Source organism: Streptomyces sp. Y2F8-2 (genome assembly GCF_014905555.1).
Lineage (GTDB): Bacteria > Actinomycetota > Actinomycetes > Streptomycetales > Streptomycetaceae > Streptomyces > Streptomyces cynarae.
Window position 1 is genome coordinate 131,977 of sequence record NZ_BNGS01000015.1, and the last position, 19,581, is coordinate 151,557.

20 protein-coding genes and 3 pseudogenes are annotated in these 19,581 nt (G+C 69.1%); 9 read left to right on the top strand and 14 right to left on the bottom strand.

What is annotated here, in order from left to right; translation table 11 throughout:
* Positions 1-36: 36 nt before the first annotated feature.
* Positions 37-1,002 (bottom strand): WGR domain-containing protein, encoded by a 966-nt coding sequence (locus SY2F82_RS36735; RefSeq protein ID WP_200423431.1) that lies wholly within the window; start codon positions 1,000-1,002, stop codon positions 37-39.
* Between the two features lie 689 nt (positions 1,003-1,691).
* On the opposite strand from SY2F82_RS36735, the gene SY2F82_RS36740 reads away from it, so the two are divergent.
* Positions 1,692-2,798: a ricin-type beta-trefoil lectin domain protein gene (locus SY2F82_RS36740; protein WP_200423432.1), complete on the top strand. Its 1,107-nt coding sequence runs from the start codon at positions 1,692-1,694 to the stop codon at positions 2,796-2,798.
* 685 nt (positions 2,799-3,483) lie between these two features.
* On the opposite strand, the gene SY2F82_RS36745 is transcribed toward SY2F82_RS36740, so the two are convergent.
* A complete protein-coding gene (locus SY2F82_RS36745; protein ID WP_200423433.1) occupies positions 3,484-4,041 on the bottom strand; it encodes a TetR/AcrR family transcriptional regulator in 558 nt (185 codons plus the stop codon).
* Between the two features lie 72 nt (positions 4,042-4,113).
* Between SY2F82_RS36745 and SY2F82_RS36750 the strand changes: the two genes are divergently transcribed.
* Both SY2F82_RS36750 and SY2F82_RS36755 read left to right on the top strand, forming a co-directional pair.
* Positions 4,114-5,271: an FAD-dependent monooxygenase gene (locus tag SY2F82_RS36750; RefSeq protein ID WP_200423434.1), complete on the top strand. Its 1,158-nt coding sequence runs from the start codon at positions 4,114-4,116 to the stop codon at positions 5,269-5,271.
* Between the two features lie 156 nt (positions 5,272-5,427).
* Complete coding sequence (locus SY2F82_RS36755) at positions 5,428-6,147, top strand: FAD binding domain-containing protein (protein WP_200423435.1); 720 nt, start codon at positions 5,428-5,430, stop codon at positions 6,145-6,147.
* 279 nt (positions 6,148-6,426) lie between these two features.
* Here SY2F82_RS36755 and SY2F82_RS36760 read toward each other — a convergent pair whose 3' ends face one another.
* Positions 6,427-7,734 (bottom strand): glycoside hydrolase family 32 protein, encoded by a 1,308-nt coding sequence (locus tag SY2F82_RS36760; protein ID WP_200423436.1) that lies wholly within the window; start codon positions 7,732-7,734, stop codon positions 6,427-6,429.
* On the opposite strand from SY2F82_RS36760, the gene SY2F82_RS40010 reads away from it, so the two are divergent.
* Together SY2F82_RS40010 and SY2F82_RS36770 are read left to right on the top strand one after the other, a co-directional pair.
* A complete protein-coding gene (locus SY2F82_RS40010) occupies positions 7,725-8,111 on the top strand; it encodes a LacI family DNA-binding transcriptional regulator (RefSeq protein ID WP_200423437.1) in 387 nt (128 codons plus the stop codon). The genes SY2F82_RS36760 and SY2F82_RS40010 overlap by 10 nt on opposite strands.
* Positions 8,112-8,852: pseudogene (locus SY2F82_RS36770) on the top strand (alpha-amylase family glycosyl hydrolase); the annotation flags it as partial.
* A gap of 166 nt (positions 8,853-9,018) precedes the next feature.
* Here the strand turns inward: SY2F82_RS36770 and SY2F82_RS36775 are convergent.
* The 5 genes from SY2F82_RS36775 to SY2F82_RS36795 all read right to left on the bottom strand — a co-directional run bounded on the left by SY2F82_RS36775 (position 9,019) and on the right by SY2F82_RS36795 (position 12,692).
* On the bottom strand, positions 9,019-9,675 hold the full coding sequence (locus SY2F82_RS36775; RefSeq protein WP_200423438.1) for a hypothetical protein: 657 nt from the start codon (positions 9,673-9,675) through the stop codon (positions 9,019-9,021).
* Complete coding sequence (locus tag SY2F82_RS36780) at positions 9,672-10,580, bottom strand: ATP-binding cassette domain-containing protein (protein WP_200423439.1); 909 nt, start codon at positions 10,578-10,580, stop codon at positions 9,672-9,674. Before SY2F82_RS36780 ends, SY2F82_RS36775 begins: the two co-directional genes overlap by 4 nt.
* A 418-nt stretch (positions 10,581-10,998) precedes the next feature.
* Positions 10,999-11,304: a hypothetical protein gene (locus SY2F82_RS36785; protein WP_200423440.1), complete on the bottom strand. Its 306-nt coding sequence runs from the start codon at positions 11,302-11,304 to the stop codon at positions 10,999-11,001.
* Between the two features lie 9 nt (positions 11,305-11,313).
* Positions 11,314-11,778 carry an ABA4-like family protein gene (locus SY2F82_RS36790; protein WP_200423441.1) on the bottom strand — a complete coding sequence of 155 codons (465 nt, stop codon included), beginning with the start codon at positions 11,776-11,778 and terminating at the stop codon, positions 11,314-11,316.
* On the bottom strand, positions 11,775-12,692 hold the full coding sequence (locus tag SY2F82_RS36795) for a hypothetical protein (protein ID WP_200423458.1): 918 nt from the start codon (positions 12,690-12,692) through the stop codon (positions 11,775-11,777). The genes SY2F82_RS36790 and SY2F82_RS36795 overlap by 4 nt, the downstream gene beginning before the upstream one ends.
* 223 nt (positions 12,693-12,915) lie before the next feature.
* Between SY2F82_RS36795 and SY2F82_RS36800 the strand changes: the two genes are divergently transcribed.
* The gene (locus SY2F82_RS36800) at positions 12,916-13,569 is read left to right on the top strand and encodes a MerR family transcriptional regulator (protein ID WP_200423442.1); all 654 of its coding nucleotides are present in this window, start codon (positions 12,916-12,918) and stop codon (positions 13,567-13,569) included.
* A 513-nt stretch (positions 13,570-14,082) separates the two neighbouring features.
* On the opposite strand, the gene SY2F82_RS36805 is transcribed toward SY2F82_RS36800, so the two are convergent.
* Entirely contained in the window at positions 14,083-14,235 is a 153-nt protein-coding gene (locus tag SY2F82_RS36805; RefSeq protein WP_200423443.1) for a hypothetical protein, read from the bottom strand.
* 118 nt (positions 14,236-14,353) lie between these two features.
* Positions 14,354-14,854, bottom strand: coding sequence for a MarR family winged helix-turn-helix transcriptional regulator (locus tag SY2F82_RS36810; protein WP_200423444.1), 501 nt, complete (start codon positions 14,852-14,854; stop codon positions 14,354-14,356).
* A 94-nt stretch (positions 14,855-14,948) separates the two neighbouring features.
* Here SY2F82_RS36810 and SY2F82_RS36815 point away from each other — a divergent pair, with 94 nt between their 5' ends.
* Entirely contained in the window at positions 14,949-15,401 is a 453-nt protein-coding gene (locus SY2F82_RS36815; RefSeq protein WP_200423445.1) for an SgcJ/EcaC family oxidoreductase, read from the top strand.
* Between the two features lie 69 nt (positions 15,402-15,470).
* Here SY2F82_RS36815 and SY2F82_RS40015 read toward each other — a convergent pair.
* Together SY2F82_RS40015 and SY2F82_RS36825 are read right to left on the bottom strand one after the other, a co-directional pair.
* A pseudogene (locus SY2F82_RS40015) lies at positions 15,471-15,683 on the bottom strand (helix-turn-helix domain-containing protein); the annotation flags it as partial.
* 63 nt (positions 15,684-15,746) lie between these two features.
* Positions 15,747-16,187, bottom strand: coding sequence for a hypothetical protein (locus tag SY2F82_RS36825; RefSeq protein WP_236042028.1), 441 nt, complete (start codon positions 16,185-16,187; stop codon positions 15,747-15,749).
* A gap of 240 nt (positions 16,188-16,427) precedes the next feature.
* Here SY2F82_RS36825 and SY2F82_RS36830 point away from each other — a divergent pair, with 240 nt between their 5' ends.
* Positions 16,428-17,231, top strand: a complete 804-nt coding sequence (locus tag SY2F82_RS36830) for a maleylpyruvate isomerase N-terminal domain-containing protein (protein ID WP_200423446.1) — start codon at positions 16,428-16,430, stop codon at positions 17,229-17,231.
* A gap of 52 nt (positions 17,232-17,283) precedes the next feature.
* Here SY2F82_RS36830 and SY2F82_RS36835 read toward each other — a convergent pair whose 3' ends face one another.
* Positions 17,284-18,369: a DUF4419 domain-containing protein gene (locus tag SY2F82_RS36835; protein ID WP_236042029.1), complete on the bottom strand. Its 1,086-nt coding sequence runs from the start codon at positions 18,367-18,369 to the stop codon at positions 17,284-17,286.
* A 782-nt stretch (positions 18,370-19,151) separates the two neighbouring features.
* Here SY2F82_RS36835 and SY2F82_RS40020 point away from each other — a divergent pair.
* Positions 19,152-19,340: a helix-turn-helix domain-containing protein gene (locus SY2F82_RS40020; protein WP_200423447.1), complete on the top strand. Its 189-nt coding sequence runs from the start codon at positions 19,152-19,154 to the stop codon at positions 19,338-19,340.
* A gap of 49 nt (positions 19,341-19,389) precedes the next feature.
* Here SY2F82_RS40020 and SY2F82_RS39410 read toward each other — a convergent pair.
* Positions 19,390-19,581, bottom strand: a pseudogene (locus tag SY2F82_RS39410) (MarR family transcriptional regulator); the annotation flags it as partial.

Sequence of the window (19,581 nt, forward strand, 5' to 3'; positions counted from 1 at the left end):
CGTCGTGTGTGATCGCGGACGAGGCTCGAAGCAGGCTCAGCCGTGGAGGAAGGAGATGACTTCGGAGAATGGTGTGGCGGTCTCGGGTGTGAAGCGCCTGATCTCGCCTCGGAAGGAGCGGACCTCCAGCCAACTCTGGGATGCCGCAGTCGGGAGGACGTCCAGGAGCGCCTTGAGGTCTTTGGATGTGAAGACCTTGAAGGTCTGCGTCCGCCGGTAGTTGGACGGCTGGACATCGAACCTGAGATCGACGACCGGCTGTGGCCGACGACTCCAGTCGCTGTAGGGCAGTGCACCGTGGCCGCGGATTCGCGCGTCGACGAGGACTTCCGGATCCGCGTCGCCGATCTCGCAGTCGAAGATGGGAAAGGCTGTTGCGACGCGAGCGGCGATTGCCGGATACGCGAGGCAGGCTTGCCCGAGTGCCGGCGCGCAGAACAAGGCGTGACTGAAGCGTCCCACCGGTGTGGACAGCGGTACCTTGTGGTGGGATTGCCCGTCGAAGGGCAGATCCCGCCCGGCGCCGAGGACGGCCAGGAAGGACGACACGGCCGCGGGGTCATGGCTCTGTCCGCGCACGGTGAAACGAACGGCGCTGCGTCCCTGGTCTCGCAGCACGAAGTACTCGTGAAATCCCATCGGGTGATCCGGGGCATGGCTGCGGTGGTACGTCTCGTCAAAGCCATCGATCGGCAGATACTCGGGGACCGGGGCATGCGGCGGGGTGCTTGACTTGATCACGTCGAGGACGGGCGTCTGCTGGTCGAGTTCGGCGACGTCAATAGGCCGCTCGACCTCGGCGAAGCCCTTGCGGAGCCATTCGTTGATCTTGCGGGAAGCGTGGCGGCCGGCGTGCTGTTCATCGTCCAGCGTCGACGTGCTCGCCTTGCCGCTCGCGCCTACCGCACCCCAGCGGAGGAAGCATCGGATGCCTTCTTGACGAATCTCCCGGTACTCGGTCTCAGCCCCCTGCAGAAGCTCGAATCGCCGCCAGCCCGTCAACAGTTCCTCCAGCGCATGTGAGCAGGGGAGTGGCGCCGTGAAACCCCGGGCCGTCCTCCGGCCGACACGCTACCCGGTGACTGAGCCGGTGGTCCCCACTCCTGGCGTCGTTCACGCCGCCGCAGCGACTGGCCGTCCGCCCCAGCGGATGTCTTTCTCACTGCGGACACGCGCACGTTCGCGGCGTTGAGCTGCCAGGACGTCGAGGTGGCGGGCGTTGTCGTTGCGCCATCGCAGGTAGGCGTGCAGGGCCCGGGTCTGGGGGTCGAGCACCAGCCACCAGACATGGGATGTCCACGGGCCGATGTCGAGGAAGGAGAGAGCAGCGAAGGAACCGTAAAGGCAACGGCTACGGGACCGAAACGACACAGAATTCGCCCCTGTACTACCGTTCCTCAATTTCTGACATTCATGGGATGTCCCGGACGGGGATCAGCGTGATATCTGTACGAGTGCGCTTGTGCGGCCGGCTCGGGTCGACCCGCTCGGTACAGGAGGGCGGGGGCGGACGGGACGCCGGACAGGCACGGTGTTGTCCACGCTCACAGTGCAAGAGGCCCACCCGCGCCGTTCTGCCAGTACGTCAGGCGGCCGCCGACGCCGACGGGACGGCACGACGGCCGGGCTGCTGACACGAACGGCGGTCAGCTCCATTGATTCAGCACTCAGCCGCAGAAGGGGACACCTGCATGAGAAAATCTTGGATACTGAACCTGGTCATGCTTGTCACTGCCGCGCTCGGGGTGACGGCGGCAGGTGTGACTCCTGCCTCCGCCGCCTCCAACACGCCCTTACGGGTTATGCCGTTGGGCGACTCGATAACCTGGGGTGTGGGAAGCAGCACCGGCAACGGCTACCGGGGTCCGCTGTGGAACGAGCTTGCGGCGGACGGCCATCCGCTGGACTTCGTGGGCACCGGGCGGAACGGTTCGATGTCCGACCCCGACAACGAAGGCCACTCGGGATACCGCATCGACCAGATCGCCGCACTCGCGGACGCCTCGCTGACCCGCTACCGGCCCAACGTCGTGACGCTGCACATCGGTACCAACGATCTCCAAGGGGCCTCCGAGGTCGACACAGCCATCGCCCGGCTGAGGTCGCTGGTCAACCAGATCACCGCCGACGTCCCCGACGCGACCGTCCTCGTCGCCTCCCTGGTGGTGTCCACCAGCGCCTCGGAGGAGCAGTACCGGGGCGCGTACAACCAGGCCGTCCCCCGAATCGCCAGTGACGCACAGGCCGCGGGCAAACACGTCGCATACGTCGACATGAGCAGCCTGACCACGGCCGACCTGGCCGACCCCCTGCATCCCAACGACGCGGGCTACCAGAAGATGGCGGACGCCTTCCACCGCGGCATCCAGGCCGCGGACAGCGCCGGGTGGCTGAGGAACCCCGCGCCCGCCCCCGCACGCGTGCAGTCCGTCATCGCCGGCAAGTGCCTGGATGTCAACGGCGCCAACACCGCCGACGGGACCGCCGTCCAGATCTGGAGCTGTGGCGACAGCGCCAACCAGCTCTGGTCCGCCTACACCGACGGCACGCTGCGCTCCATGGGCAAGTGCCTCGACGCCGCCGGCGGGGGCACTTCCAACGGCACCAAGGTGCAGATCTGGGCCTGCCACGGCGGTGCCAACCAGGTCTGGCAGCCCTACAACGGCGGCTACCGCAATCCCGTCTCCGGCCGCTGCCTCGACGATCCGGGGTTCTCCACGGCCGACGGCACTCAGCTCGTGCTGTGGGACTGCAACGGCGGCTCCAACCAGAAGTGGACCACTTTGGCCGCCGGATGACCCCCGCTCCCGGGACCGCCCTTGTCGGGCTCCGCTCCCGGGAGGACATCGGTGGCGGGCGCCGCGGGGTGCGGCGCCCGCCGTGGCTGGGCTCAGTGGCCCGGTCGCCTGACGGCGACACCCTGAGACGACCTCACGGACGGCGGCAGCGACCGGCTGATCGACGGTTGTTCGCGTGCGGCGACGAGGACCGCATCCCGGAACCGATCAACACCTTCCAGACCGGCGCACCCGTCCGTTCAGTTCTCGGGGGGTGACATCGCCAGGTCCCTGCGCCAGGGCGGGCCGGTGCGACAGGCCGGCAGCCCGGGGAAGCGGCGCGGTGCGGGGAACACCGGCCCACCGTCATCACCGTCCGGGCCATTGCCGTCACCTCTCCTGTTCCGGCAGAGCCTGAATACGCGCGGATCGTCGTCTGCTGACCGCTGCGGGGGGTGATGTCCTCGGGCTGACGTCTCGCGGGGAACGCCCCTGAGGTCGACGGGCGGCGGCCTTGTGACGCACGCTCGTAAGACCAACTGCGGGGGATGCAGTGGTCGCTTGGGGGTTAGGGGTGCCGGGATCTCACCGACAACCCCGTTCGGGGCAGCGGGGGTATGCCATGCCCTGATCCGGCTTCGACCGAGGGGGCGTCAGTGGCGGAGGCAGCTGAGGCCGTCGGCCAGTTCGAGTGGGACCGTGGGCCCTAACGCAGGGCGGCGGCGACTAGGCCTTCCAGGGCCTCGCGTTGCACTTCGCCGCCGCTCACCAGCCGGTCGAAGACCAGCCCGTCGATGCAGGTCAGCAGGATGTGAGTGCGGTTCTCGGTGTCCGTGACGCCGTGCGCGGCGAGGAACCGCCGGACGGCCTCGCGGCCGGCGTTCTCGCGCGGTACGAGGATCTCGCGCAGCTCCGGGTCCCGTACGCTCTCGACGGCGCAGGCGTAGCGGGCGAGCGAGCGGCGACGGCCCTCGCCGGTGAGTCGCCGTCGGGTCAGCAGTGCCATGCCGTTCACCAGTTCCTCGACGGTGCGCAGGGGTGGAAGCTCTTCGGGCATCGTCTGCAGTTCCGCTTGGTCGAGTTCGACAAGGCGTGTGACGAGCGCGGTGAGCAGCGCGGCTCGGGTGCGGAAGTAGGCCGAGGTCGTGCCGAGCGGCATGGCGGCTTTGCGGTCGACTGCGCGGTGGGTCAGGCCGCGGATCCCTTCGTCGGCGAGTACGTCGATAGCCGAGTCCGCGAGGAGAGTGCGTCGATCCGAAGCCATGCCCCCTTTCTACACCTGTAGGGGCTCGCATAGGATCGCCTTCTACAGATGTAGAAGAATTGGAGCGTCGGCATGGGCAGCACGGCAGTGGTGGTCGGAGGGGGCATCGGCGGGCTTGCCGCGGCGATCGGCCTGCGCCGCATCGGATGGAACGTGACGGTGGTCGAGCGCGCGACCATGCTTGAGGACGCGGGGGCAGGCATCTCACTGGCCGCCAACGGCCTTCGAGCATTGGACGAACTCGGCGTCGGCCGGGCGGTACGGGATGCCTCCCGAGGCCAATACAGCGGCGGCACACGTACGCCACGGGGCGGTTGGCTGACCCGGATGGACGGCTCGATGCTGGAGAAGGCGGTGGGCACGCCGATCATGGGCATTCCCCGCTCCACGTTGCACCGGCTGCTTCGCGACTCCCTGCCCGCCGAATCACTGCTGGTCGGCTCCGAGGCGGGGCCGGTCTCGCAGACCGGCCCCGGGACGGCTCAAGTCGGCTGCGGCGACACGGTCCTGGACGCCGATCTGGTGGTGGCAGCCGACGGCATCGGCAGCAAAGTCCGCAGCCGTCTCTTCCCAGACCATCCCGGCCCGGTCTACAGCGGCTCGACGGTGCTCCGCGCTGTCACCGAGCACGCTGTCGATCTGCGCGCCGACTTCGAGCTGACCTGGGACCGGGGCACGGAGTTCGGGCACATCGCCTTCCTGGACGGGCGGGCTGAGTGGCATGCCGTCCTCAGTCTCCCTGCCGGGACGCGGTTCGCCGACCCACTGGCCGAACTGCGCCGACGCTTCCACGCCTGGCACGACCCGATCCCCGAGCTGCTCGAGGCGACCCGGCCCGCCGCCGTGCTGCACCACGACGTCAACGAACTCCGTACGCCGCTCCCCTCATACACCGTCGGTCGGATCGCGCTGCTCGGCGACGCGGCACACGCAATGACCCCCAACCTCGGACAGGGTGCCTGCCAGGCGCTGGAGGACGCGGTCACCCTGGCCGCCGCGCTCGGCACCGAGTCCACCGTCGAGTCCGCGCTCGCCCGCTACGACGCCGAGCGCCGGCCGCGCAGCCAGGCCGTCGCGCGGGCTGCTCGGCAAGCCGGGAGAATGGGTCAGCAGCTCTCCCACCCTCTGGCCGTGGCCATGCGGAACACGGCGATGCGGCTGACACCGTCCCGGGCCGCAACGCGCATGATCCTTCGCCACCATGCCTGGGTCCCGCCGCAGCTGAACTGATGCGGTTCGCGCGGATTCCCGTCGACGAGACCCCACGGCGTGCTCGTGTGAGCCCTGTACGCGCCCCCGCCCTGGCGAGAAGACTGCGCTGGCAGGGCCGAGAGGTGGCCAGAACATGACCCCTCGTCTTCGTACCTCTGAGGAAGGAAGGCTGCTGTGTTGTTGCGTCTGCCCACGTCGGTGTCCGATGCGCAGGCATGCTTGGCAGAAGGGGCGGTTCCCGTCGGCGGGGCGACACTCGTCTGGGCCACATGGCAGCGCGACGGTTTTCCCGAAGTGGCCGTGTCCTTACGGGACTTGCCCGAGGCCAACGTGCTGGGGCCGGAGACCGTCGGTGGCGCAGTCGTTCTGCACCGGATGGACGAGCGGGTGCCTGATGTGCTGCGCCTGGCCGCCGTCTCGGTGGGTACCGGCGCAGTGCGGCGGACGGCGACCGTCGGTGGCAACCTCGTAGGCAGCGCGCTGCGCTGCCTGCTGCCTGCGGCCCTTGTGCTGGACGCACGGGCAGCGGTGCTGGGGCCCGACGGAGTCCATGAGACAGACCTGGCCGAGCTGGTGGCCAAGCGTCCCGTCCTGCTCAGTCTGCACTGGCGTGCGCCGATCGCCTGCGCGTACCGCAAACTGCCGGGCGAGGCGGGCGGTCCGCCGCCCCTCGTCGTCGCTTCGGCGGTGCATGCCGACGACGATGGCCACCGCTTGCGGATCGCTGTACGTGACGGCTATGAAGTGCTCAGCGCCGGCGCCTCGTGCGGTTCCGACGTCGACGAGACACTGCACGCGCTGAGTTCGACGGCGGTCGGTGACCTTTCAGCCATCGCCCGGGAAGTCGTGCACTCACAGGTCGCCGCGCTGTTGGGCGGTCCCGGCGGGAACTGATGCAGCACGAGGCCGCTGGGCCTTCGCCTGCACCTCGCGGCTTGCCGCGTGCCCCTGCCGGCCCGCTCCCGCCGGTGATCCCGGATGCCGCCATGCCTTTCGCCATGGTCGCCGTCGTCGGCCGATGCCGCAGAGCCTCGCCCGCCGTTGACGCTGCACTCCGGGCCTCACTGCATCATGGGCCCGACGGTCCGCGAACGGTCCGGAGCCCGCGGTGGGCCGGGTTGCGCGACTCCTCGCGTCGGAGGAGGAGCCCATGCCGTGGCCGGAGCACCCCTTTCATCCGGTGCGGAGGCCGGCCGCCGGGCCGGTGAAGCGTTCCGGTCGGGCGAGGTCCCACAGCTCGATCCGTCCGTCTGCCGCAGCTGTGTCGCCGTCCAGCCGCAGTGTGACGACGTCGGAGACCCGCAGGTCGGACCATGTCCCCGCCACGCCGCCGCGGAAGACCTCGATGATGCCCGCGTCCCAGAACAGCCGCAGCGGCCCGTCGAGTCCGGCGAACGCCGCCAGGTCGACGGTCATCTCGGTTCCAGCCAGGGAACGGAGGGCGACTGCCCGCGCACCGTCCGCCGCTGCCGCGTCGAGCACCAGCTCCCCGGTGCTCCTGCCCCCGTCCAGGCCGACCGTACCGGCCACCGGTACGGGGGTCGAAGCCCGCCGCAGCCGGGTCAGTTCGGCCGCGGGCTCGCAGTACAGGCGTCCGTGCCGCACCGAGAGTTCGCGTGGCAGGCTCATGAAGCCCACCGCGTGGCCACTGCGGCCCGCCGGGTCCTGGTGGGTGCGGATCCAGCCGAACTGGATCCGTCGGCCGTCCGCGGTCCAGTACGACTGAGGCGCATAGAAACGGTCGCCGACATCCGCGACGCCGTTTTCGCGCACCTCGAAACCGGCCCCCGAGGCAGTTCCGGTCATCCACCACACCGCAGGCCCCTCCTCGCCTTCCTCGTGGATGACCGAGACCAGCAGTGCCCCCGTGTCCTCCACGGCGAAGTAGTCGGGGCATTCCCACACCGCGCCCGGCACCTTCGACGCGGCCCGGTCCACGAAGACGCCGTCGTAGTCCCACGCCCGCAGGTTGGCTGAGGAAAGCGCGAACACCGAGCCGCCATGGTCGCGGCGCGCGCCCGCAACGAGCTGACGCCATCGGCCGTGCTCGCGCCACACGCTGTGGTCACGGAATTCGGTGATGTCGGGTGCGGGCGGAGCGGACAGGAGGGGGTTCGCCGGGTCCTTGACGAAGCTCGACAGTGCGTCGTCGGCGGCGCGCGCGAGGCAGGGGAGCTGGGCGTCGCCGAGCACGCCGGTGTAGAGGATCGACACTCCACCGTCGTGTTCCACCGCGCAGCCCGAGAAACAGGCGGTCGCGTCGTACGGCGCCGATCCGGCCGGGCCGGGGAAGAGCGCCACCTCGTGCTCGGTCCAGGTGAGCAGGTCGGGGGAACTGGCATGACCCCAGTGCTGGTTGGTGAACTCGGTGCCTTCCGGGTTGTACTGGTAGAAGAGGTGGTGCCGCCCCTGCCAGTGGACGAGCCCGTTGGGGTCGTTCATCCAGCCCTTCGCGGGCGCGTAGTGGAGCCATGCGGGCATATCGAAGATTCCTCTCACTGCTTAGGAAATGCACACGAAGTTGCAAGCGCTCATGGGCGTGGGAACCGGTGCTCAGGACCGGAGACGTCTCGTACGCTTGCGGCGTGTCAACCCATGAAGATCACCGACCGAGGGCGAGAAGGCCTCGCCGTGCCGATGTCGCGCGTCTGGCCGGCGTGTCGCCCGCGACCGTCTCGTTCGTGCTCAACCGGACAGCCGGGCAGACGATCAGCGACGAGACCCGGCAGCGGGTCCTGCAGGCGGTCGCCGAACTCGACTACCGTCCCAACCGGGCCGCGCAGGGACTGCGCCAGGGGCGCAGTGCCACCATCGGTTTCGTCAGTCACGACGTCGACTTCGGCGTGTTCGCCGCCTAAGCGGACAAGTTGCGTGAGGTCATCGACCGCAGCATGAGCGACCTCGCCGCCGTCGGTGCCCCCGCCACCTGGGTGCTGTCCAACCATGACGAAACCCGTCACGTCACCCGCTACGGCCGCGCGTACACCGGCGTGACCGCGCCCCTGCGCAACCAGTACCAGCCCACCGACCTCGCCCTCGGCACCCGCCGCGCTCGCGCAGCCGCCCTCCTCATGCTCGCTCTGCCCGGCGGCGCGTACATCTACCAGGGCGAGGAACTGGGGCTCTACGAAGTCGAGGACCTCCCCGAAGAGGTCCTGCAGGACCCCACCTGGGAACGCTCCGGCCACACCGTCCGAGGCCGCGACGGATGCCGTGTCCCCCTGCCCTGGAGCGGCGACACCCCGCCCTTCGGTTTCGGTCCGCCCGGATCCACCCCCTGGCTCCCGCAGCCCGCGGACTGGAAGGCGTACACCGCCGAAGCCGAGCAGGCCGACCCCGCCTCCATGCTTCAGCTCTACCGGTCCGCCCTGCGTCTGCGCCGCGCCCACGCCGGCCTGAGCGGTGAGGAGTTCCGCTGGCTGGACGGCCCGCAGGGCACGCTCCTCTTCGAACGCGGCCACGGCCTGCTGTGCGCCGGCAACCTTTCCCACCGATCGGTCCGTCTCCCCGAGGCCTGCAGCCCCCTCATCGCATCAGGACCGCTCGACAAGGACGGGCTGCTGCCCTCCGACACCACGGTCTGGCTGCGCCGGGACTGACGGAACCCGTGATCGCAGCTCAGCCGACAGCCGCCTGCGCCCTCGGGTCGCGGGTCAGCCTGCCCCGCCACCCCCGCCACGCACCCGAATGTCGGTGAGGGCGGGTGGGGGTGGGCCGCTGGCGACGAGCACGAGTGGTTTGGGACGAGCCCGCCGCCGCAGGCCATCACCCCTTTCTGAGGGTGATGGCCTGTGTGATGGCCGCTGCGGCCGCCAGCAGGCCGGCGGCGACGGCGAACAGGACGCCCGTGGACACCAGGACGTCCGCCGAGTCCGAGGCGTTCTGCAGGTTGGTGAGCATGATGTTGACCGGGGAAACACTCTTGCCCAGCAGCACGGCCAGCAGGAGCACCAGGGCGAGGACGAGCGCGTAGCCCTGCCGTCGGAACACCAGCCGTGAGCAGGCCAGTCCGATGGCCATGCCGATGAAGGCACAGGTGAGTTGAGCCTCGGCCCCCAGCGCCAGGTCGGCAAGGCCGAGTGCATGGGTCCCGAACATCAGCGGCAGCGTCAGGCCGACTGCAGTCAGCAGCACGCACCATACGGTGGCCGTCGCGATCGTTGCGAGCAGGACGCGGCAGTGGCTGCCGGAGCTCACGACGACGATCGAGCGGTGCGGCTGATCCTCAAGACCGATCAGTGCCATGGTCAACCATACCGAGCACGGCAACAGAGCCCCGGCCACCGAGGCGTAGGTCCCGGCGAGCGGGCCGGTGTCGCTGCTGGTCAGCACAACCACCAGGCCGAGGAACAGCAACAGCGGCGCGAGATAACGCTGGGAGAGCAGCAATACCATGAACATGTAGCGGACCAGAGCGATCACAGGGCGGCCCTCCTCGCATCCGCCCGAGGACTGCCTTCGTCCGCGGCCCCGACAAGGCCCTCCACCGACCATTGGTTCTGCAGCGCCGTCAGCAGAACCGCGTCCGAGTGCTCACGCGCCACCCGCAGGACGACCGCCTTGCCACGCTGGGCAGCGTCCACCACGCCTGGCAGCACGTCCCAGTTGACCGCGACCGGAGTGACACCGGTGGGCGGCACGGTCAGGACCAGCTCGACCATCGAGGCGCGACAACCGCCGGGTCGGCCGCCGCGCCAGGTGACCTGACCGTCGCTGATGGCGTATGCGCCGCCGGCGTGCGTCTCGGTGATCGCCTCGCGGTGATCGGTGAAGACGACCGCCCCGCCCTGTGCGGCCACTTCGTCGATCAACTCGGCGAGGACACCGTGGGCCGATGCGTCCAGACCCGACCAGGGTTCATCGAGGACCAGCAGTTCGGGCTGGACGAGCAGGGCCTGGGCGAGCGCCACCTTCTGCGCGTTGCCCTTCGACAGCGTGCGCAGCGACGCGTCCTGCCCGCCCACCAGGGACAACCGCTCCAGCAGGTGAGCTGCTCGGGCGCGGGCGGCGGCGGCCGACATGCCACGGATACGCCCCATGTGGGTGAGGTAGGAGATCGCCGAGATGCGGTCCTGGGGGGTGAAGCGGTCCGGTACGTAACCGATGTGCGGTGGTCTGCCCGACACGGTCCCGGAGGTGGGCCGCGACAATCCGACGAGGATCCTCAGCAAGGTCGACTTCCCCGAGCCGTTGCCTCCCACCACCGCGAGGACGTCACCGGTCGAGACCTCCATGTCAACGTCACTGAGGATCCACGGTCCCCGGCCGTAACGTTTGCCGACCGCCTCGCACCGTAACAAATCGACTCCTTGATATGCCTTCAGCATCACACCACCGAACTGGCTGAGCACGGCGTCGCCGCCCTGAAGCCCTGGTAACTGCTGCGCTAGCTCCGCTCCCTGCGCGGCCTCCGGTTGGTACTCGTCGTACCAGAGGTCCTCAGCATCCTTACACGGCCGCGGGCTTCTCCCGGACTGTCCGCGGCTCTGCGGCCCCCGATCAGGAGGTCCGGCTGCTGTCGGCCGCGCCTGGCGCAGCCGCGGGAGGGCAGACCGACGCTCCGACGCCCCAGCAACCGCACAGACAGTTCTCACCGGTTTCATGGCGGGTCTGGCATCGGCAGGCGGCAGTGACCGCAGCCCGTACCAGCAGCGGGCGTGACGGCAGCGGCACCTTGGCCTTCACCGCTCTGGAACTCGCAGGCGCGGGGCAAGACCGCGCCTGCGGCTCCCTGGGGCAGGCGGGTCAGGTGCTGGGGTGGTGGGCCCAGGGGTGGATGGGCACGGCGTCCGTGCCGCGGCCCCGGCCGTCGAGCAGTCGGCCCATGCGTTTGGTGGTGCTCAGGACGATGGCGCGTTCGACCAGGGTGAGTGTCGGTATGCGTTCAGCGAGTTTGGTCTCCAGCCGCTGGCTGTCGCCGAGGGAGCGTAGCCAGACGATGACGGTGCCGGATACGACACCGTCCGCTCGTGTTCCGGCCGTGCGGCTCAGCCCGCACTCATGGCCGCGTCGGCAGCCTTCAGCGTGAGGTTCTTCCGGGCGACCCGGCATGCGCTCGGCCTACGTGGCTCTCCCGGGTGCGGCAGCCGTGAGGTCGTCGCGGAGCGAACGCCGTGTCCTCGCCGTGCGCAGCCCCAGGAACACCAGCAGTCCGAAGGGCGACAGCAGGATCGTGAAGACCAGCAGGGGCCCCATCAGCAGCGCGGAGATGCCAAGCCGTCTGGCCTCCCGGTACATCCATTGCCCGATCAGGAGATCCCAGGCGATGACCTGCGCCCAGATGGCTCCCGCGCCGTCCGCGAGTGCCGTCAGCTCGCGGAAGGTGTCGATGTCGGGGCTGATGACCGCGGTCAAGAGTTCGGGGAACGCCGGGACCGCGAACGCGAGGTAGACGAGCAGTACGGGCACCACGGTCACCGGTGATCCGGCGATGCGAAAGGTCGGGCCCCATGTGGGGGCGAAGATCATGAGCAGCCAGACGGGCGCGGCCAGCCAGAAGGAGAGCTCGAAGAGGAATGCGGTCATGACACGAGTTCCTTCGAGGCGCCTGCGTCTGCCGTGCCGGTTGCCTTGCCGGAAGAGGAAGTCGGAGCACGCAGGGATCCGTACGTGCCGAGAATGACGGCTGCCGGAATCAGGCTGGCCACCCCCAGCGTCGCGCCGTCCGGGTGGATCAGCGGCTGGCCCCGCAGCGCCTGCCAGAGGACGAGGGCGAAGGTGGCGGCGTACACCGCTGAGGCGAGCAGTACCAGGCGCAGCCGTACCCGGTCGTCGGCGAGGCGGGTGAAGCGCGGTGCGAGGGCGGTCAGCACCATGACCAGCAGCGGCAGGAGTTGCAGCGCGTGCATGCCGACGAAGTGCGGGATCCGCAGATCGCCGCCGGTCGTCGACCAGCCGGTCAGTGGCATGGAGGGACCGCCGTCCGGCACGCCCACGCTGTGCGCGCCGACCACCTTGGAGACGCCGCGCCGCTGCCCCGGCGCAGGCCGAGTCATCAGGAATCCGACCGCGGCTCCGGCCACAGTCAGGACGATGCCGGACCGCATCGCCCAGGCGGACGCTCGGTCGGAGATTTCGGCGCGGAGCAGCAGCAGGGCGATGACGAGCGTGCCGAGCCACAGGATGACGACTGTGACGGCCATCGCCTTGAACAGCGTCTCGTCGAAAGGTGTTTCGTGGTTGAAGTGGCTGCGCTTTCCGCGGATCACCTGCCCAGTGATGATCACCATCTCGACGAGACTCGCCAGTGCGACGACCGTCCCCGCCCACCAGCCCACGCGTCGACCGGTCGGGAGAAGCGACAGCATCCAGGCCAGGGAGAGGCAGTACGCCACGAATGAGACCGAGAACTTGAACGGCTTGAACCAGATCGGAGCGCCCACCAGGACGCGGCCGTCGACGACGAGTCCCACGGCGGACAGGGCCGCCAGCACCACCATCGCCGCAGAGAACAGCACCAGTGGTCGATGCCATGACCGCCACGGCGCCGAAGGCCACCGCAACGACGCAGGCCACGAGGACGGAAGTAATGAAGACACAGCCCCTCCCAAGGATGGATAGCGGTGCTATCTGCTATCTGATAGCCCCACTATCTATGATGGAGGGCGGAGCTGGCAAGAGCCGGCGCGGCGAGCAGGGCGGAAGTCAGGGAGTGAACCCACGGTGCGTATTGGGGAGTTGAGCCGAAGGACCGGCGTGCCGGTGCCGACGATCAAGTACTACGTCCGTGAAGGGTTGCTGCCTCCGGGCGAGCTGACCAGCCCAAATCAGGCGACCTACGGCGAGGCGCACGAGCGTCGGCTGCAACTCATCCGCGCCCTGCTCGATGTGGGCGGCATGAAGGTGGCCGTGATCGCGGACGTACTGAGGGCCATCGACGATCCGGCGCGTCCGCTGCACAAAGTGCTCGGCGCCGCCGCTGACCGCCTCGGTGCCGTCGACGTCGAGCACGACGACACCGGGTCTGCGGCCGCGCATGCCGTCGTCGCCGACCTCATCTCCCGGCGTGGCTGGCGGACGCACGAGTCGAACCCCGCCGTGGCCGACCTGTCCAAGGCCCTTGCCGCCATGGACAAGTTGGGCCATGGGGCGTTCGCCGAGGTGCTCGACGACTACGCCGACGCAGCAGAGCAGGTCGCCCGCGCAGACCTCGCCTACGTGGACCGGCGGGTGGCGGTTGAGGACATGGTGGAGAGCGTGGTGATCGGAACCGTACTGGGTGAGGCGGTGTTCAGCGCGCTGCGCAGGCTGGCCCATGCAGACGCCTCGGCGAAGCTGTACGGCACGGATGGGCCGCCGGAGCGGAAGTCGAGCTGAGCGACTGCGAACAACGACTGGCCGGCACCGGAACACCTCGCCCCGGTGATCGACTGGTCCGTCACAGCTCTGCGGATTCGGGCAGCCCGGTGACGCAAGCCGCACAGTCGCACATACCGCTGAAAGCCACTGTGGCCACGTACCCTCGGCCGATGGACAAGATCGCTGCACGACTGGAGGCAGGCGCCACGCCGTCAGCCCCCGCTCTCATACTGCGTCCTTGGAGCCCGGCTGACGTTGCCCACCTGGTCGAACTGTATCGTGATGCGGCCCTGCGCCGATGGACGAGGTCAGCCGTGAACGACGAGGCGAGCGCGGAACGGTGGATTCAGGACCAGCAACGGGGAAGGGGGATGCGTTTGCGGAAGTGTCACGCTTCGGGACGGAGCTGTACGCGTGCCTGACCGCACGGGGCGACGCGCTGTTCGAGTTATGCGACGCTCAGTCCGGCCGACTGAAGCACTGACCCGCAGCGCGCCCCCAGCTTCGTCTGACCCGGCGTGGCGCGTTCGGTCAAGAGCTGTCGACGATGCGGTCGAGCAGCGCTCGGGCCTCGGTGGTGCGGTGGTGGTTCGGGCCGAAGGCGGCCAGGCAGGCGTCATGGGCGGCCGAGGCTCGGCTGTGGGCCTCGGTGACGCGGCCGAGCCCCAGGAGGGCGGTGGCCACGGCCGGCTCGACGGCGCCGGTCTCCGGGCGGCCCTGCTGCTCCTCTGACAGGCTGCGGCGCAGCTCGTCGGCGCGCTCCGCCTCGGCGAGAGCCTCCTCGTGGCGGGCCTGGCCGAGTTCAGTCGCCGTCCGGGCCCTGGGCGGCCCTTCTGCGCCTGGGAGCCGTCGTCTTGCGGATCTCCTCGGTGGCCGCGCGGAACGCGGGCGCGGCGTGCTGGAAGTAGTCGAAGAGCAGATCGCGCTGCTCCGGGGTGTAGCGGGCCAGGACCTCGGCGATGTGCCGGCGGGCGGGGCCTACGACCTCCTCGATCCGGGCGAACGCGTCCGGGACCGGTTCCACGATCACACGTCTGCGGTCCTTGGGGTCCGCGGTGCGGCGCGCGTATCCGGCCCGCTCAAGGCGGTCGATCAGGCGCGTGGTGGCGCCGGTGGTAAGCCCGGTCCTCGTGGCGAGTTCGCCCGAAGTGAGGCCGTCTTCCAGAGTGATCAGGCTGAGCGCGTACCACTCCGACGTGTGCAGTCCAGCGGCTTCCGCGCTGGCCAGGCCCTGGAGGCCTACCGCGTCCAAGTACTGACGGAAGATCACATGCTCGTCCCCGCCGCCCAAGGGGGTTGCCATCGCCGAGGTCCTCTCCTAAATTTATCTGCACAGATGCAGATACTGCTTATGTTCAGAATCTGCTTCAGTTTAGCCAGAAGAGGAGTCCTCCGTCATGTCAACAACCACCTGTGACGTCGCCGCAGTCACCTCTGTGCTGAACGAACTCGTCGCCGCATGGGAGCGGCACGACGCCGACGCATACGGCGAGCTGTTCACCGAAGACGCCACCTACATCACCTACGTCGGCACCTTCTATCAGGGGCGCCAGGACATCGTGGACAGTCACCGCACTCTGTTCACGACCTTTCTCAAGGGCACCAAGCTCGCGGACGAGGTCCTCGCCATCCGGTTCCACGGACCGGACGTGGCCGTGGTGAACGGGCGCGGCGACACCTTCAAGAACAAACGGCCACGCAAGCTCACCAAGATCCAGACCTACACCTTGGTCCGGCAGGACGACGGTAAGTGGCGCATCGCGGCCTTTCACAACACCAAGCGCAAGCCGCTGATGGAGTCGATCTCCTACAGGTTCGCCCCGGGCCTCATCCCTGCCGCCGGGAAGTGAAATCCCGTGGCAATACAGAGACAGACGACACCGCGATCCACTGGGACCCCACGAGGCGAGGGCTTCCTCGCCTCCGTCCCGCCATACCTGGTGCCACTGGTAGGCCGACTTCCGGCTCGCCCGCAGCCGCCGCGCGACCTCCGGCGGCTTGACCTCCTGGGCGAACAGTTCCGCCGCCTGCATCCGCACCGCCTCTCGGTGTCGACGTGCCTCCGGTGTCACCCCGCCCCCGCCCACCGCTCCGCATACCTCACACACCACGGACGACAGCCAACAGCCCACCGGTATCGGCAAGTGCCCCGAAGATTTCCCTGACGAGCCGAAGTCAGGACCGCTGTGACCCGGTCATCGCGTGGCCTCGGCCACGGCCCGGTCGTGGAGGAGGGCGAGGAGCTGTTTCGTGTGGCCGGGCAGTTCTGCCTCCGCCAGTCCGGTGACGATGTCGCGCAGCGACATGGGCTGATCGACCAGGAGGGTTTCGTTGGACAGGAGCCGGGCGGGCACCAGGGTGGCGAGCTCGGCGTCGCTGAACGCCGCACCTCCGGCGAGTGCGCACAGGACGGCTGCCTGGCCGCTGATGCGGTCCCGGAGCCCGGAGTTGCCGCCGGCGTGCGCGATGGTTTGCTCGATGGTCCAGGCGTCGAGGGCGATCCGGGTGTCGTACGTCGTGTTGACCCCCGCTGCGATACCTGCGACGGCGGCGATGGTGGCGGCGCTGACGCCGAGGCTGACCCGGACACCGGTGCGCCGGTCAGCACCACGGCCCGGCATCGTCGCCGTGCTCACCGGCCTCCCGTCCGGTCTGTGCCACAGCTGCCGCAAGCGCAGCCGGCGGCGGCCTTCGCCTAGGCCGGGCTGTGGGCCGGGTCGACGGCTTCCTCGTCCGGGGTGCAGCAGGCGGTGGTACCGCAGCAGGCCTCCGATGCGCTGTCGGCGCTCTTGTCTCCGCGGTGGTGAGGGTCCGCCCGCGATGGCGGCTGTGAAAATCGCTGTCCGATTGTCGGAACGCAGTGATAGAGATTCAGGGTGACAACGACACTCGAGTTCCCCGTTCTGCTGCGACTGATCGACGAACGGTCGACTGCCTTCCGCGCCGCGGTCGCCTCCGCGCCCAGCCTCGATGGTCAGGTGCCGACCTGCCCCGAGTGGACGCTGTTCGATCTGGCGCAGCACATCGGCGAGGGGCGCCGCGACTGGGCCGCCACCGTCGCCGCCGGGCCTGCTCCGGCCAAGTCCGCAGCGGAGGGCGCCCCGGCTGCGCCTCGGGAGCGCGAGGCCCTACTGGCCTGGTTGGCGGAGTCCACGGAGCAACTGCTGGAGGCATTGCGGAAGGCCGGCCCGGATCGCGGTTGCTGGACGTGGTGGGAGCCGTTGCAGTCGCCGCAGACCTCCGGTGCCGTAGCTCGGCACCAGCTCCAGCAGATGGCGGTGCACACGTACGACGCCCAGATCACCGTTGGTGCCCCGCAGCCACTGCCGGACGAGGTGGCGCTCGACGGCGTCGACGAGTTCCTGTCCACCTGCGTCGCAACGACAAGTGCCTGGCCGCACAAGCCCGCTGCCGTCGACTTCCACGCCTCCGAGGGCCGCTCCTGGCGCCTCTCGCTCTCCGCCGACGGCGCACGCAGCGCCCGCCTCCCCGGGCCCGGCACCATGCCGGCCACCGCTGCCGGCCAGGACCCGGACCCGGCCGCCGCCTTCTTCTCCGCTCGGGGCACGGCCAGTGAGCTGGTCCTCAGCCTGTACGACCGTATCCCGGTCAACTCCCTGGAGACCGACGGCGACCGACGTGTCTTCGAGCAGCTCAGCGCCTGGGACCCGGATGAGTAGGACGTGACGATGCGTCATCTCCTACGCCCCGGGGCATGCCTCCCGCCAACGGCTACATGGTCCACGGTTCGGGCAGGTGCTCGTCGCGGGGCTCGGTAGCGGGGAGCAGTTCCACCACGGCGTAGCCGAGGCGCGGCCGGATCCACTCGCCGTCACGTTCTGTGCCGAGCACACCGCCGAGGAAGGCCATGTCGAGTGTGCCGGTGGGCGTCTCCCAGTGGAACGGGACGCGGGAGATGTGCGAAGGGAAGTCCTCCTCGCCGGTGGTTCCCGGGCCGAACGACTGCTTGGGAGACGGTCCGTCGTCGGTGTATCGGTGGGCGAAGAAAGCGGTGATCCAGCCAGTGACCCTGTCGCCGCCGGACGCCGACTCCCACTTGTAGAGCGAACGCCAGAACTCCTGGTCGATACCCCACCCCGAGGCCGTCGCGCTGATGGAGTCCAGCACCGGGTGCAAGGCGGCGAACCACGGCCGCAGGCCCTCGAACCATCCCTCCAGCTCCCGCACCCGGGCGGCCAGCAGGCGCCAGTCTCGGTCCGTGCCCTCCAGTCGGATCCGGGGAATGCCGCAGAGCGAGGTCCACCGGAAGCGGTAGTACGGGCTGACCATGTCCATCAGCGCCACGAGCGCGGCCGTGGCGTCGGTGGGGGTGGTGGTCGAGAAGGCGGGCTGGAAGAGGTCGGCTACATCGTCGCCGATGCTGGCACGCAGGGGCTGTTGGACCAAGTTGATCGAGCGCCCCCAATCCAGCGGGGCCAGGTCGTCGCGGACGGCGATGGTCTGCTGGTGTCCCGGCGTTTCGGTGAAGAGTCCCGCGTATGGGCCGGAGTTCAGGCGGACGTGGACGGCTACCTCGTGCACGACGGCGTACCAGAGCAGGTCGGGTGAGAGGCTCAGTGGCAGGTGAGCCGTGAAGCACAGGTGAACGGCGCGCAGCAGGAGGCTGGAGGTGGGCTCAGCGATCTCTGGAGTGTCGGTGGACCAGCCGACGAGGCGATCGGTGCTGCGGTGGTGGAAGCGCGCCTGGTCGCGGAGCACAGCCCGCAGGAAGCGCTCGTTGCCGAGTTCGGTGAGCTCGGAAGCGAGCCAAGCAGCCTCGGGGTGTTCAGCGAGCGGCAGGTCTATCTCGAAAGCCATCCGTATCCCCCGGAAACCGTGACCTGCCCCTGATCGTAAAGGACCGATGAGACCCTCGGTTCTGTCCACCGCTGTGACAAGGTCGGAACTCTGGATCATCGGAACTCTGGATCAGACGATTTCACGATGCCCCTGGAATGCGGCGCCCCATCATGCAGTAGATCGGGCAGCCGGTGGCAGCAGGGGGGAGTGGTCGAAGTGTACGGTGGGCTCCGTCCGGTGGTATCGCGGTGACGTTGTGCGGTGGCGCGTTGGCGCTGTATGAGTACAGAAGCCGCAGGTTGCGGGACCTGTCAGGAGCGCCGGCGTTCTGGGGCTTGTGTCGAAAGTGCTGGTCACAGCCACTCATTGACGGCCGCGGCTAGGACGGTCGCCTCGTATCGCGTTGCGAGCTTGTCGTATCGCGTGGCCATGGCGCGGTGCCTCTTGAGGCGGTTGATGCCGCACTCAATCGCGTGCCGCGCCTTGTAGTCCTCCGAGTCGAACTTCAGTGGCCGACCGCCCCGGGAGCCCCGGTTCTTGCGGTTGCGGGCCTGGTCGGTCTACTACTACGTCAAGCTGATGCTCTGTCAGAACGACCATGCCCCGCATGAACTGCTCGTGGAAATGTTCGCCGACTGGAACGGGCTGAGCTGGGGCATGCTGGCGTACCGCCGCAACTTCGCGCGCCCCGGCCTGGCCCGCTTCGCGGACAGCCCGAACCACCGCTGCGGTATGCGGCCCTCTTCGACCCACGGGCCGAGCCGGAACTCGTTGAACGGCTCTCCTACGACGCGGAGGACATGGTGTGCCGCCACGCGGCGGCCGATCCGCGCCTGCCCCTGCCAAGGCTCGTCGGCGCGAGTCCACCGAGCGTCGAGTACCGGCTGACCGAGGAGGGGCGGAGTTTGGTGCCCGTACTGGAGGCGCTGTATGCCTGGGGTGAGCAACGCGCGGCACGCACCGGTGTACGGATCGCGCCCCCGGAATGAACGCATCCGCTGGTAGCACTTGATCTGGCCGGTCCGGACTTGGCTGGGGGGTGTCGTTTGAGGTTGTTCCGGGTTTCGTGTGGAGGACTTCGCGGGCCTGGTCCGCTGCGCGGGCGAGGCTCTCGGAGACGTAGTCGAGGAAGCGGGCGGTGTTCTCGAGGCGGGCGCCGGCCGGGGTGCCGGGGCCGAGGATGCCGACGCCCTGCCGTGCGGTCTCGGCGACCTGGGCGGTGGCCCGGGC

What these genes read in the sequence shown, in the direction of transcription:
- SY2F82_RS36740 (WP_200423432.1), top strand. Translation starts at nt 1,692, where the DNA reads ATGAGAAAATCTTGGATACTGAACCTGGTCATGCTTGTCACTGCCGCG.
- SY2F82_RS36745 (WP_200423433.1), bottom strand. Translation starts at nt 4,041, where the DNA reads ATGGCTTCGGATCGACGCACTCTCCTCGCGGACTCGGCTATCGACGTA.
- SY2F82_RS36750 (WP_200423434.1), top strand. Translation starts at nt 4,114, where the DNA reads ATGGGCAGCACGGCAGTGGTGGTCGGAGGGGGCATCGGCGGGCTTGCC.
- SY2F82_RS40010 (WP_200423437.1), top strand. Translation starts at nt 7,725, where the DNA reads ATGCGGGCATATCGAAGATTCCTCTCACTGCTTAGGAAATGCACACGA.
- SY2F82_RS36760 (WP_200423436.1), bottom strand. Translation starts at nt 7,734, where the DNA reads ATGCCCGCATGGCTCCACTACGCGCCCGCGAAGGGCTGGATGAACGAC.
- SY2F82_RS36780 (WP_200423439.1), bottom strand. Translation starts at nt 10,580, where the DNA reads ATGCTGAAGGCATATCAAGGAGTCGATTTGTTACGGTGCGAGGCGGTC.
- SY2F82_RS36785 (WP_200423440.1), bottom strand. Translation starts at nt 11,304, where the DNA reads ATGCCGGGTCGCCCGGAAGAACCTCACGCTGAAGGCTGCCGACGCGGC.
- SY2F82_RS36790 (WP_200423441.1), bottom strand. Translation starts at nt 11,778, where the DNA reads ATGACCGCATTCCTCTTCGAGCTCTCCTTCTGGCTGGCCGCGCCCGTC.
- SY2F82_RS36795 (WP_200423458.1), bottom strand. Translation starts at nt 12,692, where the DNA reads ATGGTGGTGCTGGCGGCCCTGTCCGCCGTGGGACTCGTCGTCGACGGC.
- SY2F82_RS36810 (WP_200423444.1), bottom strand. Translation starts at nt 14,854, where the DNA reads ATGGCAACCCCCTTGGGCGGCGGGGACGAGCATGTGATCTTCCGTCAG.
- SY2F82_RS36815 (WP_200423445.1), top strand. Translation starts at nt 14,949, where the DNA reads ATGTCAACAACCACCTGTGACGTCGCCGCAGTCACCTCTGTGCTGAAC.
- SY2F82_RS36835 (WP_236042029.1), bottom strand. Translation starts at nt 18,369, where the DNA reads ATGGCTTTCGAGATAGACCTGCCGCTCGCTGAACACCCCGAGGCTGCT.
- SY2F82_RS40020 (WP_200423447.1), top strand. Translation starts at nt 19,152, where the DNA reads ATGGTGTGCCGCCACGCGGCGGCCGATCCGCGCCTGCCCCTGCCAAGG.